Source organism: Marinifilum fragile JCM 15579 (assembly GCF_001310955.1).
GTDB classification, from domain to species: Bacteria; Bacteroidota; Bacteroidia; order Bacteroidales; family Marinifilaceae; genus Marinifilum; species Marinifilum fragile.
The window spans coordinates 148,744-168,985 of the sequence record NZ_BAZX01000005.1; the positions used below are offsets into that span (position 1 = coordinate 148,744).

At 36.2% G+C, this 20,242-nt stretch carries 12 protein-coding genes; 11 read left to right on the forward strand and 1 reads right to left on the reverse strand.

Going from position 1 to position 20,242, the window contains the following annotated elements; translation table 11 throughout:
- Positions 1–138: 138 nt before the first annotated feature.
- Positions 139–3,405 carry a S41 family peptidase gene (locus JCM15579_RS06505; RefSeq protein ID WP_054717463.1) on the reverse strand — a complete coding sequence of 1,089 codons (3,267 nt, stop codon included), beginning with the start codon at positions 3,403–3,405 and terminating at the stop codon, positions 139–141.
- A gap of 332 nt (positions 3,406–3,737) precedes the next feature.
- Here JCM15579_RS06505 and JCM15579_RS06510 point away from each other — a divergent pair, with 332 nt between their 5' ends.
- The 11 genes from JCM15579_RS06510 (at position 3,738) to JCM15579_RS06555 (ending at position 20,233) form a co-directional block, all read left to right on the forward strand.
- Complete coding sequence (locus JCM15579_RS06510; protein WP_054717466.1) at positions 3,738–4,289, forward strand: RNA polymerase sigma-70 factor; 552 nt, start codon at positions 3,738–3,740, stop codon at positions 4,287–4,289.
- Between the two features lie 251 nt (positions 4,290–4,540).
- Positions 4,541–5,698, forward strand: coding sequence for a FecR family protein (locus tag JCM15579_RS06515; protein WP_157471365.1), 1,158 nt, complete (start codon positions 4,541–4,543; stop codon positions 5,696–5,698).
- Positions 5,699–5,869: 171 nt separating this feature from the next.
- The gene (locus tag JCM15579_RS06520) at positions 5,870–9,364 is read left to right on the forward strand and encodes a SusC/RagA family TonB-linked outer membrane protein (RefSeq protein WP_054717472.1); all 3,495 of its coding nucleotides are present in this window, start codon (positions 5,870–5,872) and stop codon (positions 9,362–9,364) included.
- Positions 9,365–9,382: 18 nt separating this feature from the next.
- Entirely contained in the window at positions 9,383–10,165 is a 783-nt protein-coding gene (locus JCM15579_RS06525; protein ID WP_172677378.1) for a RagB/SusD family nutrient uptake outer membrane protein, read from the forward strand.
- A complete protein-coding gene (locus JCM15579_RS06530; RefSeq protein ID WP_054717478.1) occupies positions 10,162–10,962 on the forward strand; it encodes a RagB/SusD family nutrient uptake outer membrane protein in 801 nt (266 codons plus the stop codon). Before JCM15579_RS06525 ends, JCM15579_RS06530 begins: the two co-directional genes overlap by 4 nt.
- A 376-nt stretch (positions 10,963–11,338) precedes the next feature.
- Complete coding sequence (locus JCM15579_RS06535; RefSeq protein WP_054717481.1) at positions 11,339–11,893, forward strand: RNA polymerase sigma factor; 555 nt, start codon at positions 11,339–11,341, stop codon at positions 11,891–11,893.
- A 335-nt stretch (positions 11,894–12,228) separates the two neighbouring features.
- A complete protein-coding gene (locus tag JCM15579_RS06540; protein WP_054717484.1) occupies positions 12,229–13,401 on the forward strand; it encodes a FecR family protein in 1,173 nt (390 codons plus the stop codon).
- 174 nt (positions 13,402–13,575) lie between these two features.
- Entirely contained in the window at positions 13,576–17,091 is a 3,516-nt protein-coding gene (locus JCM15579_RS06545; RefSeq protein WP_218186082.1) for a SusC/RagA family TonB-linked outer membrane protein, read from the forward strand.
- Between the two features lie 22 nt (positions 17,092–17,113).
- Positions 17,114–18,421 (forward strand): RagB/SusD family nutrient uptake outer membrane protein, encoded by a 1,308-nt coding sequence (locus tag JCM15579_RS06550; protein WP_218186083.1) that lies wholly within the window; start codon positions 17,114–17,116, stop codon positions 18,419–18,421.
- Entirely contained in the window at positions 18,418–18,621 is a 204-nt protein-coding gene (locus JCM15579_RS21825) for a hypothetical protein (protein WP_262493491.1), read from the forward strand. The genes JCM15579_RS06550 and JCM15579_RS21825 overlap by 4 nt, the downstream gene beginning before the upstream one ends.
- Positions 18,622–18,901: 280 nt before the next feature.
- Positions 18,902–20,233 carry a TlpA family protein disulfide reductase gene (locus JCM15579_RS06555; RefSeq protein WP_054717490.1) on the forward strand — a complete coding sequence of 444 codons (1,332 nt, stop codon included), beginning with the start codon at positions 18,902–18,904 and terminating at the stop codon, positions 20,231–20,233.
- Positions 20,234–20,242: the final 9 nt, after the last annotated feature.

A 20,242-nucleotide genomic window follows, 5' to 3' on the forward strand; every position in this document is an offset into this window, starting at 1 on the left:
TTAAATAAGACAAATAAGTCTTTATTTGTGTTTTATTCCTTATTTAGAATGTAATTTATTAACAGTATGAGAGATATTATCATACAAAAAAAGCCGCTGAACATTCAGCGGCTTTACTTTTATCTTTATGGTTATTGCTTATTCAGCACATTCTTCCATTAAAGCTTTAACGGCAGCTTCTAGCTGTTCGTCTTCACCTTTGGTAATGGTTTCAGGCATGTTTTTAACCTGAATATCAGGAACCGTTTGATTGTTTTCCAACCATTCTCCTGCTTTGTTTTTCGCACTTACAGGAATCGATCCCCAAAGTACGCGATCATTTTGAAGCATTTCCCAACCAGCGAAGCTACAAGTTCCAGGAACAGGCATACCAATTAGTTTACCAATGCCAAGGTCTTTGTAAGCGCATGAGAAACAGTGACCATCACTATAGTTTGACTCATTAATCATAGCTACAGATGGCTTGGTCCAACGGTAACCTGGTTCGTAACCAACTGTACGATCTTCAATGGCATATTCCATAAAGGTTTCGCCAGTTAAGAACATGGTAATGTCACCAACCAAGTCACCACCACCATTAAAACGAGTATCGATAATGATACCATCGCGATCGTAGTATTTACCCATTACTTTTTCGTAAGTGTTACGGTAAGCACCGTCGTTCATTCCTGGAATGTGAACATAGGCAAGTTTACCATTACTCAAACGGTCAACTTCCTCTTCATTCTTTTTAACCCAACGCTTGTAGATTAAATCAGATTCGGTACCTAATGAAATAGGTTTTACTGTAATGTCCTGGTATTTTTTAGTAGAAGGATCGAAAATGTGAAGAGCAGTAAATTTACCAGCTTTGCGATTTAAGAACTTGGCAAAATCAACATCATTACCAATTTTAACTCCATCAATCTGCTCGATAATCATACCCGGTTTTACATTGAATTTTTTCTTATCCAATGGACCATCTTTCATGATTTCAGTAATTTTGATACCATTTCCTTTGTATTTGTAATCGATAAAGATTCCTAAAGAAGCAGTTTTGTCACCATTGTAAATTCCTCCGTAATAACGTGCACCTGAGTGTGAAACATTCAGTTCACCCAACATTTCAGAAAGCAATTGTGCAAATTCAAAATCGTTACTAAGCGATTTTAGTTTAGGCTCATAGTTATCTCTTAAAGCATCCCAATCAACTCCATGGTAATCTGAAATGTAGAACATGCCTTTGTTTCGAGCATAAACATGATCGAACATTTGCTGACGTTCTGCAGCAACATCAAGAATCATTTCGCTATTTACTGAAATTGGTTTGGTTGACTTTCCTGCCAAATCAACTTTCGACATGGTTCCATCCGATAAAAGGAACAGGTTTTTCATTTCCTTGTCCCAAATCAGGCTACCTCCACTCGAACCAATCGGTATCAATTTTTTGGTTTCTTTAGTACGTAGTTTGGTACTCCAGATGCTATATTCTTTATCGAATTTTGCAATGTAGTACAAAGTCTCACCATCTTTAGAAAGAATAGCATCGCTTAATTTAGAAGAGTGAATGGTTAATCTTTTCTTGCGATCTTTCATACCATCCCAATCAAAAGTTAACAAGCTGTCTTTTTTTACCTCTTCCTTTTTATCCTTGTCTTTTTTCGACTTTTTCTTGTCTTTCTTTTCTTCTTCTTTTTTAGCTTTTTCTTTCTCTTCTTTTTCCTTCTTTTCAATTTCTTTAAGAAGAGCATAGTCATCCTTGCTCATGTTGAAACGATCCCATGCATCTTTGGTAAAGAACATGGTATACACATCCATCTGGCGTGACCCACTGTTTGCATACGAACGCAACCCGTGACGATCGCTAAACCACAACATTTGTTTTCCTTTGTTCACCCATTTTGCATAGCTATCGCCATAACCACTCTCAGTAAGGTTAATCATTTTCTGTTTGCCATCTGCCGAAATGATTACAACTTCACCATTTGCTATAACAGGAGAGTAATCAACCAACAACCACTTGCTATCAGGACTCCAGGTAAAATACTGATCTCCTTCACCCATATAAAACAAGTGATCACCATTCATAATGGTGCGGATCTTTTTGCTTTTGATATTAAATACCTTCAATGAACTTCTGTTCTCAATAAAAGCAATTTCTTCGCCGTTAGGTGAGTATTTAGGCTGATAATTGTCGTTGTCATTAACAATTACAGGTTCTTCTTTAATTAAAGTTGAAGCATAGAAGTAAGGTTCAGTATCGCTTACTTTTTTACTTGCGTAGATTCCCCATTTTGCATTTCTTTCGCTTGCATAAAGAATGCTTTTTCCGTCAGGAGAGAAGCTTACAAATCTTTCCTGAGCAGGAGTAGTTGTAATTCTTTTGGTCATTTTACCTTCAACCGACGAAACAAATACTTCGCCTCTAACAATATAGGCAACCTCTTTTCCGTCAGGCGAAATAGCCATTTCTTTTACATTGCCATTAACCGAAATAATTTGCTCGTTATTGGCTTTGTCCTCAGTACGAACATTTACATTTACTTTTTCTTGTTTGCCATTGGTCATGGTAAACAATTCACCATTGTGAGTATAGCAAAGTGTTCCATTGTTAGACATGCTTAGGTAACGAACAGGATGCATTTTGAAGGATGTAATCTGTGTGTTTTGCTCAGGCGTAGCAAGATCCATTTTGTGTACGTTATAACATCCGCTTTCTTCGCTTAAGTAGTAAATGCTTTTTTCATCAGCACTGTATACAGGATTTCGGTCCTCACCATTAAAAGAGCTGATCATTTTGTGTTTGTCAGTTGCTACATCATAAGTCCAGATATCTCTGGTAACTGATGAAACATGATGCTTGCGAAATTCATCTTCGCCACCTTTTACATCATGGTAAATCATCTGCTTTCCATCTTTGCTGATTTTTACATCTTCAGCAGGAATTGTAAAAACTTGATCTACACGACCACCATTTGCTGGAACTTGATACAATTCGGTTTGTGAACGATGTGGATACTGTCTGTGATTTACATCATCCAAACGGATACCGCCAAATAAGATGTTTTTATTGTCGCGAGTAAAAGTATAAGGAACTTCGTTGTTCGAGTGATAAGTCAAACGTGTAGCTTCACCACCATTGGCATCCATAATGTACACATCAAAGTTTCCAAAACGGTTAGATGCAAATGCAATTTTGCTTCCGTCGTGGCTCCAAACAGGCATGTAGTCGTGTGCCTTATGGAAGGTTAATGGGCGAGCTTCGCCACCCTTACTCGATACCAGATACAAATCTCCTCGGTTGGTGAAAACAATTTTTTCCCCATCTGGCGAAATTGCTGCATAGCGAATCCATTCTGAATTGCCATTGGCAAATACATAGGTATTACATAATACAGCAAATAAGAAAATAAATAATCTCTTCATTAGTTAATGTACTTGTTGTTTAAAAAATGATGCAAAGACATCAGTATTGTTAAATTTTCTAGGGGTTGGTAAAAATAGGTAAAATATTAAACCCGAGAATTGATTTAATAGAAATATTAGAGGTTTTCTTTGGTGTAAAAGTTGTGCTGGTGTATGCACATCACAAACATAAGTAATATTGTTGATATTGAAAATAATTGTGAAATGAATGTGGATATGTTACGCAATATTTGTGCTTAAATGATTTGGTATGGTTGTAAGGAAATCATACGAAGTTTTTCTGATTCAAATAAAACTATTTATTTTAGTGCCGAATTTTTAACCCACAACCATTGACCGAAACCAATAAAATAAAACTTACCAGAGATAATTTTCGCAAAATATTCGATCAGTATTTTGCGAGTCTTGTAGGATTTGCAAATACTTTTGTATCTGATATTAATTTGAGTGAGGATTTGGTACAAGAGGTTTTTGTAAGCTTGTGGGAAAAGCAGGATGAATATCAGAACGAAATTACTCTAAAGGTGTATTTGTATAGAGCTGTTCGAAACAAGTGTTTGAACAATATCAAACATGAACAGGTGAAAAGTAAATACATTTCTGAATCCTTACCCAAATTGGAAACCGAAGAATTTTTCCTGGATCAAGTTCTATCTGAAGAAGTATCTCGATTGCTATACAAATTCATTGGTGAATTGCCCAAACAACGCCAACAAATTATCCGATACAGTTTATTGGGATTAAAAAATCAGGAAATTGCTGATATCATGGGATTGACAGTTAATACAGTAAAATCTCACAAAATGCATGCGTATAAAGAACTTCGCGAAAAATTGGGCAAGTATGCATATTTGGTGGCAATTCTGCTTGAAATAAATTATTAAGCTTCGAGTTACACGTTCCAGTCCACAAGTATAAAGTGTTAGAATATTGTATTACTAATTTCACTTTTCCAGACTCCTTTCAACTTTTTCTAAAAAAATCAAAAAACAACTAACACTCTTTTGCAATTTGGTGGTCTCTTAGTAAAATCAGGAGAAAGAACAGTATCTAAAAAAAAGATAAGTGCTTGATAAAAAGATTTTATAAAGATGGAATTGATCACTCTATCAGAAAAAGAAAATCACACATAGCTATGAATGAGATATACGACATTGCAAAATTAATTTCCAAAGAAAAAGTGGGAAAATTGACCTTTGAAGAGCAGCAAAAACTTGCTGAATGGAAATTAAGAAACGAAAGAAGTTATATGCTGGCTTCTGATTCGAAGCAAATTCAGAAGAAGCATGAATTATATGATAAAATTAATCAGGAGAAGTCTTGGGAGAAGATTACCAAGAAAGTTCCCGAATTGAAAACGAAAGTAATTCGTTTGAGAACTGTTTTGAAATGGGCTGCAGTAATCATGCTTCCATTATTGGTTACTACCTATATGCTTAATGAGGTGTATTGGACTAAAGACTCTGTAATCGTGGAAGCTGGAAGTTCTAAGGCAACTCTTGAATTGTCGAACGGAAAAACCATTTACCTGGAAGATTACCAGGGGAAGGATATCAAATCTGGGAAAGAAAAACTGGCGAGCAATACAAATAATGAATTGGTGTATCAACAAGGAGAGATAGCTGATGAAGTGCTGAAATACAATACCATAAAAACTCCAATAAAAGGGGAGTATTTTATGCAATTGTCTGATGGGACCAAAATTTGGATGAATGCTCAAACAGAAATTAAATTTCCTGAAAAGTTTGGAAAAGGCAAACGTGAAGTAAAGTTGATAAGTGGAGAAGCCTATTTTGCAGTAGCCAAAGATAAAGAAAGACCTTTTGATGTGTATTTGAATGACGGTTCGAAAGTAGAGGTACTGGGGACAGAGTTTAATGTGATGGCTTATCAGGATGAGGCCGAAATACAAACCACATTGGTTGAAGGTAGTGTTCAGTTTTCAAAAAAATCAAAAGAAGTAATTCTTGAACCAGGAGAGCAAGTTGGATTGAATCTTGCTTCGAACGAAATGGAAGTGAGGGAGGTGAAAACGAGTATATACACGGCATGGAAAGATGGAAAGTTTGTTTTCAATCGTGAACCTATGGAGAGTGTATTAAGAAAAATGTCTCGTTGGTATGGAGTAAAAGTAATTTGTGATGACGAAGCCGTGTTAAAAAGAAGAATATCAGGTGTAACAGACAGGTATGAGAATATAGATAAGTTAATTGGTTTGATTGAAGAAATTTCGCCAATAGAATTACACTTGGAAGATGATCACCTACTCGTTAGTAAAAAAGTGAAACAGTAGAATTGTAGGGATACAAGATCATGTGTCCTAAAAATAAACAAATGCAATGGCCATGGACTTTAGTCTGTGGATTAAATAAAAAACGGGGAACGGTCCAGGTTCCCCGAAAAATAGAGTCTAAGGACTCAATTGTGACAAGTTAAACTAAGTGTCTAACCCAATTTCAAATTTATGAAAAAAAATTGTGTTACCGGCAGTGGGGAGCGTGTATTCACTCCGCTGCGAAAAATACTCTTAACCATGAAACTAAGTGTATTTCTGTTTTTACTCGGAATTATAAGTGTGCAAGCCAATGAGTTGTTTTCACAAACCTCATTGAGTATGCAAATGAAATCAGCTAGTGTTGAGAAAGTTTTGGAAGAAATCAAACAACAGTGTGATTATGATTTTATCTATGATTACGAGTATGTGAAGGAATTAGAGGATGTTACCATTGAATGTAAGGGAGCCTCTTTAGATGAAGTATTGTATGAACTACTAAAAAACACCAGCCTCGATTATCGCGTTGAGGACAAGATGATTGTATTGTACCCTCGTGAAGTGGTAAAACAAAAAGTTGATGAAAAAGTAGATACTTCCGTTCAGCAAGAAAAGAAAACCATTAAAGGAAAAGTAACTGACGATCAAGGAGTGCCTCTTCCAGGAGTTTCTATTGTGATTAAAGGTACTTCAGTTGGTGTTGCTACAAATATTGATGGAAATTATAGTTTGGAACTGGAATCAGATGAGGCAGTATTAATTTTCTCATTTGTGGGGATGTTGCCTCAGGAAGTTTTTTACAATGGACAAAGTGTACAGAACATTACATTAACTTCGGATACAGAGCAGATGGCAGAGGTTGTTGTAACTGGTTACCAAACCATTTCGAAGGAGAGAGCAACAGGTTCGTTTAGTACCATTAAAAAGGAAGCCTTAGAAAGCAAATTAACTTCTGATTTAACACAGGTTATTGAAGGGATGACTACTGGATTGGTGACTGATAATGAAGGGAATATTACGATTCGCGGAGCTTCAACTTTTGAGGCAGAGGCTCAACCACTAATCGTGTTGGATGGCTTTCCGTACGATGGCAACCTGAATAGTATTAACTCGGATAATATTGAGAACATTACGATTTTGAAAGATGGTGTTGCAGCTTCTATTTATGGAGCGCGTTCTGCAAATGGGGTTATCGTGGTAACTACGAAGAAAGGTAGCAAGGGTGATTTTAAGGTTTCATATAAAGGGACGATTAGCACTACGCAAAAAACCAATCTAAATGACCTAAATCTTACAACAACTTCAGAGTATATAGATGCACAGATTGCAAAATTTGATAGTGCACCTTATTATTATTCTCCTGGTCCAAGACGTATGTCTCATGTTGATTACCTATTGATGCAATCAAGTTATAATATCATTACAAGAGACGAGGCTATGGCTGAGATCGATAAGTTAAGAGGCAATAATCTTTATAAACAAATTGAAGAACATGCTTTAAGAAACAGATTTACACAACAGCATAATGTAAATGTTTCTGGTGGTGGTGAGAGAAATTTGTTTAATGCATCGATTAATTTCTTTGATGAAAAAGGAGAAGAGCTAATGTCAAAGAGTAGTCGTTTTATTTTTGATATCAAAAATACATGGAAGCCTAAAAAATATATTACTTTTTCAACTTCAGCCAATATTGTATATAGAAAGAGTAAAGCTTCCAAAACGAACATGTTGTATGGCAATAATATGCAGCCATATGACAATATCGTAGACGAAAATGGTAACCCTGTTGATAATGTTCCTTTTTATGTAAGTCCGTCCAGAGAAAATGTGTACGCAAGTAAAGTAGGTATGAAATCTTGGGAATACAGTCCTTTGAAAGATATGCGTGAGGGTATCAATGAAAGTAATGATTTACAAGCAAGATTATCAGCGCAACTAAGTCTTGAATTAATAGAAGGTCTAAATGTAGCTATTGGAGGAGCATGGACTCGAGGTAACAGTAATACAAGAGGGTATTACTCTGCTGATGCTCATGTAATGAGAATAGGTTACAATGATGCAACTTCTGCTACAGATCCTTCAAAACATTACTTGCCGGAAGGTGGTTTATTAGATGAAAGTAGGAATATTAATGAGAGCTATACTTTCCGATCTCAGATAAGTTTTAACCGTTCGTTCAATGAAGGAATACACCGTGTAACGGCTATTGCAGGGAATGAAATTCGCCGAGATCAATTTGATAATGCAATACTCCCAACCAAGGTAGGGTACAATCCGATTTCTGGAGATTTTGTAACGGTAGATAATTCCGACATATATGCATATACAGGTTCGAATGGGGGAGATTACCTGATGGGTAGATACAATAGTATGTTACCTAGAATTTATGAAGGAGAATTAGATTATCGAGATAATCGTTTTGTTTCCTGGTATGGAAATGGTTCATATGAGTATGATAACCGTTTTTTACTAAGTGGTTCTATAAGATTAGATTTAACAAACTTCTTTGGAACTGATGATAAATACAGGTATAAGCCAACATGGTCAGCAGGAGGTACATATAAAATTTCGAATGAGAAGTGGTTTGATGTTGAATTTATCAGTCGTTTAAATTTGAGAGCATCTTATGGTATCAATGGAAATATCTCTATGACGGAAGGTCCTTTCATGATTCTGGAATCATATGGTTATAACCAAACAGCTCAGGGAATAGAGTATAGAATTAAGTCGCCGGCTAATAATCAATTGCGTTGGGAAAGAACCTCTACTTCCAATTTAGGCTTCGATATAACAATGTTTAATAACCGAATTAACTTATCGGTTGATGCATATAGAAAACATAGCACTGATTTGTTAGCTCCAGATGCCATTGATTCAACTACAGGAGTGCGATCCTTATCGAAAAATGCAGGAGAAATTACTAACAAAGGTTTGGAGATTTCTTTAAATGTTGATGTGATTAAGAGTAAAGACTTCCTATACAATACAATTGTAAATGCAAGTTATAACAAGAGCAAGGTGAATGAATACAATGTAAATCGACCTTATTCTACTTCTTATCTATGGCCATCTGGATATGGAGTTAATGAGGCAGGCTATGCAATGCAAGGATTGTGGGGATTTAAAGGCGCTCCATTAAGTGATCAAGGTGAGGCTCAGGCCTATGATTCGGAAGGGAGTATTATTCATCCCAATAGCATTAAAAAAGATGACTTAGTTTACTTAGGCTCTTCTATTCCAAAATTCAATATTGCTTGGACTAACAGTTTTTCATATAAGAGTTTTGAGGTTTCCTGTATGTTTGTTGGAAGTTTTGGAGCTAAATTTTGGGGAGACGCTTTTACAGGAAATAATATCACGAACCGACATGCTGCAGAAGCATGGAAAAATCCAGAGGATGAGGCCAATACAATTTATCCAAAAGTGTCTTATTTTGGAGCTGGATGGTGGTATGATAAGGCTGATTTCTTTGTGTTAAATGCAAACTACGTTAAGCTGCGTGATGTCACTTTTTCATATAATGTACCCAAAAGTGTATTAAAACATGTAGGCTTTAATAAGGCTCGTGTATTTGTACAAGGAAGAAATCTAATGACACTTAGAGCAAGTGGTGTCGATATCGACCCTGAAACTCGTGGACTACCTTTAAAGAAAGAGTTTTATGCAGGTTTGTCATTTGAATTTTAATCGTTTAAAAGAATGAAAATGAAGAATTTATTATATATGTTAATAGTAACACTGGTTTTTACATCTTGCGATGAGTATCTTGATGTGAAACCTGTGGGGAAATTAATTCCATCAAAAATAGAAGAACTAGATCGACTGTTGAATAACTCCAGTGTTTATGCTTGGGATTATATGGATAATAACAATGGTTGTAGTATTGCCATGTTAGGAGATAATTATGAATACAGTGAGAATGTTTTCGCTTCAGAATTGGAGGTGAGTAATCCTAATGTTGATCGTTTAATGGCTTACAAATTTAATCGCCCTTATAATAACCCTATTAATCCTGATTATTTTTGGGATTGGGGTATCTATAAGGCTGCATATTATTACAACAATGTAATTGAAGGTGTTGAAGAGTTTCTAAGTCAGAATGAAGGGTATGGAAAAGAAGTTATTGCCCAAGCAAAGGCCGGACGTGCATTGAACTATTTAAATGCGTGTATGGTATATGGCCCTGCTTACAATCCGGGTTCTGCCAATGATACAAGAACAATACCATTTAGAACAACAGCTGATGCAACAGCTGTTAATCCTGACCTTTCTACTACTCAGGAAGTTTTCGATTTGGTAGAAGCCGATCTTCTTTCTGCCTTGGAAGATGTTCCTTCTTTTAGTACTTCAGTGCGTCATAATCAGGTTACAGTAAAGGCAACATTGGCATACTTTTACATGTTTAAAGGTGATTTTACCAAAATGTTAAATTATGCTGAAGGTGCCTGGCTGATGCCTTATCTTCTAAAGGAGGTGAAGATGCTATGATTTATGATTATAATAAATTTGTTTATATCGATAATGGAATGACAGCACCTCCTGGTGTAGATTCTGAAACGGTGCTGGATCTTCAATATGATGGTGGTTCCGATCTTGATTTTAATAGATCGAATAGTAAAGAAGTTTTGTTGTATAGAAAAACACCTAGCCGACCTAGTAGATCGTATGCTTCCCAAGAATATCAAGCATTATTTTCTGATAATGATATGAGAAAGAAATTGTTCATGCTTTGGACCAAAGGATATGCTGATGAGTTTGGAGGTGATGATGGAATTGTAAAGCAGTATTACAGAGCTTCTAAAATAGGAGAAGGTTTAACTACGGGATTTTCTTATCCAGAGCTTTTACTTATGCGAGCCGAAGCGTATGCTCGAAATGGACAAGATGCAAATGCCTTAACCGATTTAAACAAATTACGAGAGTATCGTTACGAAACAGGAACACCTGCATTAACTAGCTTATCTGGAGACGCATTATTACATGAAATCCTAAATGAGCGAAGACGTGAATTGCCTAATCCATCATATAAGCGTTTTCTTGATTTAAAAAGATTTGACGCATATGATTCAGGCAAGCCATGGACTAAGACAACGATGACTCATCACTTGATGACATACACTGCAGTGCCTGTAGGCGAAACTCCTCTTGCGCCTGTTGAATCAGGAACTGTATTTACAGCTCCTATCAATTCAGAATATTATATACTACCTATTTCAAATTCGGTATTGCGCCTTAATCCACAATGGGATATTCCACTGGCTCCTGAAGATTATAATCCTTCGTAAATAATTATTGAAGAGTTTAGAATAAAAAAGGGTACACATTAATTAGGAAATGTGTACCCTAATTTAATTTTAGATATATCAGAAATGTTCAATTAACCTAACAAATAAAATGGACTTGTCCTTCTGAGTATTTGAGTGCTATCCACCTTCGATTTTTAACTCACAATTTGTCCTTAGCCTAAGAAATAGACATAGTAGGTTCTGGTTTCCGATTTTAGATGGGCAATTCTGGCTTTTTCTGATTTACGAATTGTTGGTCTTTCTTTTATCCTTTTGGATAGTAGTTTGTATTCTAATTTTTTTACTAATTGATTTAACTGGCAAATTTGATTTGTTAGAATCAATTTCTATTTTTGAACCCGAAGAACCACGAACTATGACCACTACTCAACTTTTTAATCAAATCAAATTAGGAGATGTAAAAGCTTTTGAAGAGCTTTTTAATCAACTGTATCCTTCGATGTGTGTTGTAGCTCGAGAGTATGTAAAAGACAATGCGCTTGCCGAAGATATTGCCCAGGAAGCTTTCATTAAACTTTGGAATTCGCGAGAGAAATATGATACCATTTCTTCTTTGAAATCCTTCCTTTATGTGGTGGTAAAAAATCTAAGCTTAAATCATTTGAAAAGAGATAAGCTGGGTAATCAATACACTGATAGTTTAATCAAAGAGGATTTTCTAAACTTCAACAATCAGATTGTAGAAGAAGAGACCTACAGAATTCTTCAACAGGCAATAGAGGAATTGCCAAAGCAAAGTGCAAGAGTAATGATGTTAAGCCTTCAAGGTATACAAAATCAGGAAATTGCAGAAAGACTTGATGTTTCGGTTAATACCGTAAAAACATTAAAGTACAACTCCTTAAAAGCCTTAAGAACTAAATTGAAAGACTATTTCTTTTTACTGCTTCTGTTGCTTGGAGAGGTGTAAAAGTGATCAATGAACAGTTATCAGTTATCAGTTATCAGTTATCAGTTATCAGTGGGTAGCTGGAAGGTTCAAGTATAAAGTATAAAGTATAAAGTATAAAGTAGCGGAAGTGAAAAGAAGTTTCGAACTTTGCATACTCATTACTCATTACTCATTACTCATTACTCATTACTCATTACTCATTACTCATTACTCATTACTTTCCACAGCCTCTGATTATCAATTAATCTCAATAAAATTGCAAGTGATCGTTAAAAAATGTAATTTTTTTTCACCTTGTGTTCATCTACTAAATTTTTTTAATTGTTTTACTAATAGAAAACCAAAAATTCTAAATGGAAAATTTATATACCGAATATAAAATTGCTCAATTGATTTCGAGGGAATTCATTGATGACTTGACACCTGATGAGATGCAAGTGCTGGAGAATTGGAAGAATAGTTCTCTCGATAATAAAAATTTGTACGAGCAAATTAAGCAAGGAGAGAAACGCAAAAGAAGAAATGCTTATGTGGAATCCTTGGATAAAAAAGCGGCTTGGATAAAGATTCGAGAGGAGATAAAACCAGATAGAAAAGTAATTCGCTTGAAAGAATGGAGTCTGAGAATTGCCGCGGTGTTGATCATTGGTGTTTTGATTGCAGGCCTGTACCATATTTCTACAAAGGATATTGAGATAGGACAGGAGTTGGCGGAAATGAAAATAGAGCCAGGTTCATCAAAAGCTGTACTTCAACTTCACAACGGAAGAACCATTCAATTGGAAAATGTGAAGAGCGATAGCATTTTAGAAAAGGATGGAACTATAATAAGCAACCAGAAAGGGAAATTGGCTTATGCTTCTGGTCAAGCAAATCATGAGGGTATGCTATACAATCAGGTAAAAGTTCCTGTAGGTGGCGAGTACCAGCTAACTCTTGCAGATGGCACCAGGGTTTGGTTGAATTCTGATTCTGAGATTAAGTATCCTGTGCAGTTTAGTGAGGTGCAAAGAAAAGTTTGGATTGCTGGTGAAGTTTATTTCGATGTAGCTCATAACAAGCAAAAGCCTTTTATTGTAGATGTTAAAGATATAGAGATTGAAGTTTTGGGTACAGAATTCAATGTAGAAGCTTATCATGATCAAAATACAATAACTACAAGTTTGATTGAAGGTAGTGTGAAATTGAGAAAGAACAACGAAAGTGTAATTATCGCACCTGATCAGCAGGCCATTATTTCCAAAGATGAAAATCATTTTTTCGTTCGAGATGTTGATGCCAGTATGTATGCTTTATGGAAAGATGGTGTTTTCTATTTCAAAGAAGCCAGTTTGGGAACCATTATGGAAAAATTGGAGAGATGGTACAATGTAAAGGTTTTCTTTATGAATCAATCTGTTATCAATAAGAGATTCTCGGTTGAAGTAAAAAGATATGAAGACATTAATGAGATATTGGATATTATCTCGAAAACAGGGAAAGTGAATTTTGAAATTAAATCGAATATTATAACTGTAAAAAATTAAGCAAGAAAAAAGCAGAGTTTGCTGCAACAATCTCTGCTCCATGAATAAAAACCCAATTCCCTGCAAGGAATTGAATTGTTAAACCCTAAATACAAATTTATGCAAAAAAATGGAAACCGGAGTTTCTGTCCCAAGAAACTTTACAAACCTTTATTAGCTATGAAAATTACTTTTATGCTATTATTAGTAAGTGTTGTCCAGCTTTCAGCCAGTGTTTATTCGCAGAATGTGAGGTTTGATATGAAGCTGACAAATAAGACTTTAATAGAGGTTTTCGAGGAAATTCGAAACAATAGTGAATTCTCTTTTGTTTACGATTTGGATGATGTTGAGAGTATTACGGACATAAATGTGTCGGAAAAAGAGGCAAGCGTGGAAGAAATACTTAATTCATGTTTAGAAAATACAAATCTAACTTATGAAGTAATTGATAAGGTTGTAGTTGTAAAACAAAAGCCTTATGTTGCCCCAAAATCAGAGCAGCAAGAAAAGAAAACCATTAAAGGAAAAGTAACCGACGATCAGGGTGTACCACTACCTGGAGTTTCTGTTGTAATAAAAGGAACCAATATCGGTGTTGCTACTGATATTGATGGAAATTATAGTTTGGAGCTTGAATCTGGTAAGGCAGTTTTGATTTTCTCTTTTGTGGGGATGTTGCCCCAGGAAGCTGTTTACTACGGTCAGAGCGAACAAAATATTACATTGACTTCGGATACCGAACAGATGGCGGAGGTTGTGGTAACTGGTTACCAAACCATTTCGAAAGAGAGAGCTACAGGTGCCTTTGAAAAGGTTTCTATTTCGCAGATTGAGAAGCCTTCGTCAAGTATTTCAGAACGATTGGTAGGTATGATGGCTGGTGTGAATACTACGGTTAATGCCGACGGTGAAGTTGATTTCGAGATTCGTGGTCAATCAAGTCTTTTGGCTGATGCTCAGCCTTTAATTGTTGTTGATGGATTTCCGATTGAAGGAAATTTCTCAAGTATCAACCCAAATGATGTGGCAAGTGTAACTGTATTGAAAGATGCTGCAGCAGCTTCTATTTGGGGGGCAAAATCAGCTAATGGAGTAATTGTAATCACAACCAAAAAAGCCAAAAAAGGAAAAGCCAGAATTGAATTTTCATCTTTTTTCAAAATAGGAAACAAGTTGGATTTGGATTACGTGAATCCACGTGCCAGCAGTGCTGAAACCATTGAGTATGAAAAGAGAGGTTTTAATTCTGACCTTTTCGGAGGTGCTGTTTACTGGGGATATCCATCTCAGTCTTTAGCAGATGTGGGTTCAGGGTATTCGCAAGCTTTTGTAGCCATGAATGAGTTTAAGCAGGGGCGAATTTCTGAAGCCGAAATGAATACCGAATTGACTCGATTGGCAGGTTTAAACAATCAATCTCAGATAAAGGATCATTTACTGCAGAATCCTGTTACTCAGCAATATAATTTAAGCATTTCGGGTGGTAACGAAAGAATGTCTAATATTCTTTCCATCATGTACGAGAACAACAAGAATTATTTTAAGGAGAACAGCGTTGATAAGTTCATGGTTAATTTCCGTAACAAAATTGAAGTGGCGAAATGGTTAGACTTTGAGTTTGGAGGAATGCTGCAATACAATGACAAAACAAATAATGGAGTGAGTCTTGGTGATATCATAAACCTTCAGCCTTACGATATGTTGATGGATGAAAATGGAAATTTGACGGATTTGAGTCATATGAATTATTACAAACCAGTGCTTGATGAGTTGGTTCCAAAAACTGCTTTTCCAAATTCCGATTGGTCGTACAATCCAATCTCTGAAATTAAGCAAAGAGATTTTTCGACCAAAGATTTAAATGCAAGAATACAGGCAGGACTTAATTTTAAGTTGTTGGAAGGCTTGTCGTACAATACCAAAATTTTGTATGAGCATTTTACAACTGATACCAAAAAAGTATATGATGCGAACTCGTTCACGATGCGAAGAATGGTGAATGAAACCTCTACATGGGATAGAAATGCTGGTGTAGTAACGCCAAACATGCCTTCAGGTGGAGCGTTAAAGCAAAACTCGGCTACTATTCGCAATTACAATTTTAGAAATCAAGTTAATTTCAACAGAACCTTTGCCGATAAGCATGCGATAAACTTTGTTGCAGGTACCGAAATGTCAAGCAGGGTATATGAATATAAAGGCGAACCAGATGTAATTGGATACGACGATGACAAATTGACGGTAGGTAGATTGTTAAATGATTATTCTTCATCAACAAAAATGTGGAATGGTTACCCGATTACTTATGCCAGATATTTTTATCCAATCAACCTTGATCCTCAGCATTACTTTTCCTATTCAACTGACAGATATTTCTCTCTGTATGGCAATTTATCTTATACTTTTAATGATAAATACACCCTTACCGGTAGTATAAGAACCGATGCATCCAACTTGATTACGGATGATCCAAAATATAGATATTCTCCATTTTGGTCCACTGATTTTGGTTGGCAAATGGGAAAAGAAGACTTTCTAAAAGGAGTAGAGTGGTTAGATCGTTTGAACCTCCGTGGTACTTATGGGTATAATGGAAATGTAGATAAGTCTACCTCTTTCTTGCCGTTGATTTCGGTGAGTGGTACAGCCAATATTTATACCAACGAAACGACAGCCAACGTTTCTAGTTTTGGTAACCCAACCCTTCGTTGGGAGAAAACAAGATCATTGGATATTGGTCTGGATTTCTCGGTACTAAAATCTAAACTGCACGGTTCTATTGATGTTTATCACAAGAAAGGGACAGATCTGATCGTAAGTCAATCCATTGCTTCCATGAATGGAACAACTTCCCAGAAATTCAACAATGGAGAAATGGTGAATAAGGGAATCGAATTGAAAATAGGCACCAGTTTGCCACTTCTGGGAAATGATATAAAATGGAATGGAAACTTTAATTTCGCTTACAATAAGAATGAAATTACAAGTTTTTATAAAGCATCATATGGTCAGTATGATTTATACAATGGTGGGACATATGCTTATTCTGAAGGATTGAATGCCAATACACTTTGGTCTTTCGAGTATGCAGGAATGAGAAATTTGGGAACAGAGGCCGATCCTAAAATGGTTCCTACAGTAAAAGGTGTTGATGGTGATACATATGGCCTGACTCGATGGACACCGGGTACTGATGCTCGAAAATTTATGGTGGCAGAAGGAACAACCGTGGCTCCTTACATTGTAGGTTTCCACAACTCATTTAAGATTTACGATTTCGACCTATCATTTATTGTTACGGGTAAGTTTGGTCATGTATACCGCAGACATAGTTTTAACTATCCTGCAATGACAGGAGGAAATACCAATGTGAATAATAAGTATTCGGAAGTGGCTAATGGAGATCCTAATAAGATTGTGCCGATTCCTGGGAATGAACCAAGATATTACTTCTACGACCGATTCTTTCCATACATGTCCTACTTGACTGAAAATGCTTCTCATATCAGATTCCAGGAAGCTAGTTTGTCGTACAATTTGCCAAAGCAGATAATTTCGAAGCTAGGGTTCGAGAGAGTTAAAGTTTATGCACAGGGGAATAACCTGGGGACCATCTTGTGGAATGATTTCGGAGAAGATCCTGAATATCCGATTGGAACTCTTAAACCTCAGGCTACCTATACACTAGGAGTAAAGATTAGTTTATAGTTGAAATATAAAATCGATACAAATGAAAAAATATAGTTTACTTATAGTGATGTTTACAGCAATATTTCTATCTGCTTGCGATGAGTTCCTTAGTGAACCACCATCGAAAACATCATCCCTGGTTCCTGCAACGACGGAACATTTAGAAAATTTATTGAATAGTTATTCTTCTTTCTCAAGTGAACCAAATAATGATGTGATTTTTGGTTCAGATGATTATGGTTTATTAACAAATCTATTCGATAATTCGAATGCCATTTATAATGTAAATATGGCTCATTATGCTACCTGGGATGTAAATTATCTTCCGGATGACGACAGACCATATTTTCCTGTAGAGTGGAAGAAGATTTTTAATGCAAACCTGATTCTTGAGAATTTAGGGAAAGTGAGTGGAAGTGAAGAAGAGAAGGCAAGTCTAAAGGCTGAGGCTCATTTTATACGTGCTTACAGCTATTTCCAAATGGTGAATACCTACTGTTTGCCATACAGCCAGGAAAATATGAGTGAATTGGGTCTTCCCATTAAAGCTTCAACAAGCTTTGAGGAATCAGGGGCTAGAGCAAGTTTGAAAGAAACCTGGGATTTGATTCTTTCCGATTTGGAACTGGCCTTGGAGTTAGATCGTGACCTGAAATTGAAAGATGGAAAATACAGAAGCTGGAGAGCCAGTACACCGGCTATTAATGCTTTTGCAGCAAGAGTTTATTTAACAATGAACGATTACACGAAGGCACAGGCATATGCTGAGGCTGCTTTGGCTGATCACAATGCAATGATGGATTACAACACCGATATGCGTTACTCCGATATTGTATCAGAAGAAACCATTGATGGAGAATTAAAAAGAATCTGGTATCCTTACACTCATGATGCCCAATCGGATCAGACAGATAGAATGGAGTGGAAAGAACTGTATTATTATCGTTTCTTAACGTACGGAAGTTGGTTTTATATTCCGTCTCCTGACTTATTGGATCTTTATGATCATGATTATGATTTAAGGTACAAATATCATATTGTGGAGGATTATTCTTATGATCGGGGAATGTCAATCAGTTATCCCGGATATATTTTCTTCTTTAAAGATCAGATTCCTTCAGGACCAACCGTAGGTGAAATGTTGTTGGTGAAAGCAGAATGCCAGGCAAGAACAGGAAATTGGAACGAAGCATTGACAACGGTGAACCAGCTAAGAGAGAAACGTATGGATAATACGGCTTCGGAAGATGTAATTAATTTATCTGCATCAAGCCAGGCTGAGGCATTAACAAAATTTTGGAAGAGAGACGTAGGGAGTTGCCTTTTACACAGCGTTTCTTTGATGTGAGAAGATTCAATAATAATGAAGATCCTTCTGATGATGTGGTTATGACTCGTACATTTTATCCAATAGGATCTTCTGTTATTGAAGGATCGCAAGCTCCAATCACCTATCAACTGGATAAGAAATCCAGAAAATTTGCTCGTCCGTTGCCAAATACAGATATCAATACAACAGAAGGCGTATTAGAGCAGAATACTTATTAAATCATAAAATTCGGAATGCTGTAAGGCATCAAATGACAATATACACCAGGTGTTTATTGTAGAATACAAAACACCTGGTGTTCTACTATTGCAAGGCAGTTATGGCTGTCAAGACTTCTTGATTTTCTCTTTAAAGTTAAGGTATTCAACCTACTTATACCAAAACAGGTATGTGTGGAGAGGATCTTTGTACCTTAAGTTGAACTTATGGTTTTGAGCATAAGATAGGCAATGAATACATAACATAGCCTGCTTCTAAATAAACTAACAACAAAATACAATGCATAAAATACGAATTGCAATTTTTTGTTTGGCACTTTCATTTGTGTCTTGCAAAGAGGATGCTAAAACTGTGCGCCTGCATGGCGAGTTAAAGAATTTTGCTTCGGAGTTGAGCATGGGAATTGAGACGCCCCAAGCATATATTTTGAGGGAGAATATTCAAATTAATCTGGATGATCAAAATAAATTCGATATCATATTCAATCTGGATGCCCCTGCTTATTTTAGGTTAGGAAGAAATACTCTGTATCTTAGTCCAGGAGATGACATCGGCTTGTTTTGTGATTTGAATGATCCAATGGCAGCAACCTTTACAGGTAGAGGAGCAGAAGCCTGTCTTTATCTTCGTTCCAAGCCTTTTCCGAAAGGCGGATCGTACCTTAGTGGAGGTCAATTGTTAAAAGGAGACCCATCCTTAGAAGAAGTAAAGATAAAAATAGAGGAGAAAGTAAAGTCAGCTTTAGCCAGCTTGAATAGTCTAGACGGAGTAAGTGATCGTTTTAAAAAACTGGAAAGGGGACGTATCATGTTCGATGCTGCAAATTCCTATTTATCTTACCCTGGCTATGCCGCTTATTTTAAAAAATTATCCAAAGAGGAATTGCCGGCATTTACGCAAAAAGCAGAGAAATATTTCAAAGCTGATGTAGAAAAATATATACAGTCAGGAGGAGATGCAGATTATTTGAATCTTGATACCTACCGAGGCATTTGTGGTGAATGTGTTGAACATTTGGGTGAGGAAAATGTCGATCGGGCCATCCTTGATTTTATAAAAACAAATGAATTGATTTATCATCTTTCAAATAAAGGTCCTGTTGCAGAAGTTCTTTCAGAAAGGGTTGAGATTGAGAGTAAAATTGAACAGGTTGAATACAAAGAGGTCATCAGCAAAGCCTTTAAAAACTATGATGATTTGCAGCCAGGGAAAGCAGCCCCTCGCTTGACCATCTGTAACAAAGAGGGCAAGGAAATTTTATTATCTGATTTTAAAGGAAAACTTGTTGTAATTGATGTTTGGGCAACCTGGTGCGGCCCTTGTAAGGCCGAATCGCCATATTTTGAGCAGTTGGCAAAGAAATATGGAAATGAAACTGTGAAATTCCTCTCAATCAGCATTGACTCCGATAAGAATTTATGGGATAAATATTTGTCAAAGCATACTAAAACTTCAGAGCAGTTTATTTGCAATCGTACCGAGTTTAAGGAATATGAATTACAATCGGTGCCTCGTTTTATGTTGATTGATAAACAAGGAAACTTTATAGATGCATTTGCTACCAGGCCTTCAGATCCAGCATTTGAAGTGTTGTTACAAAAATATATTTAGTAGAATCAC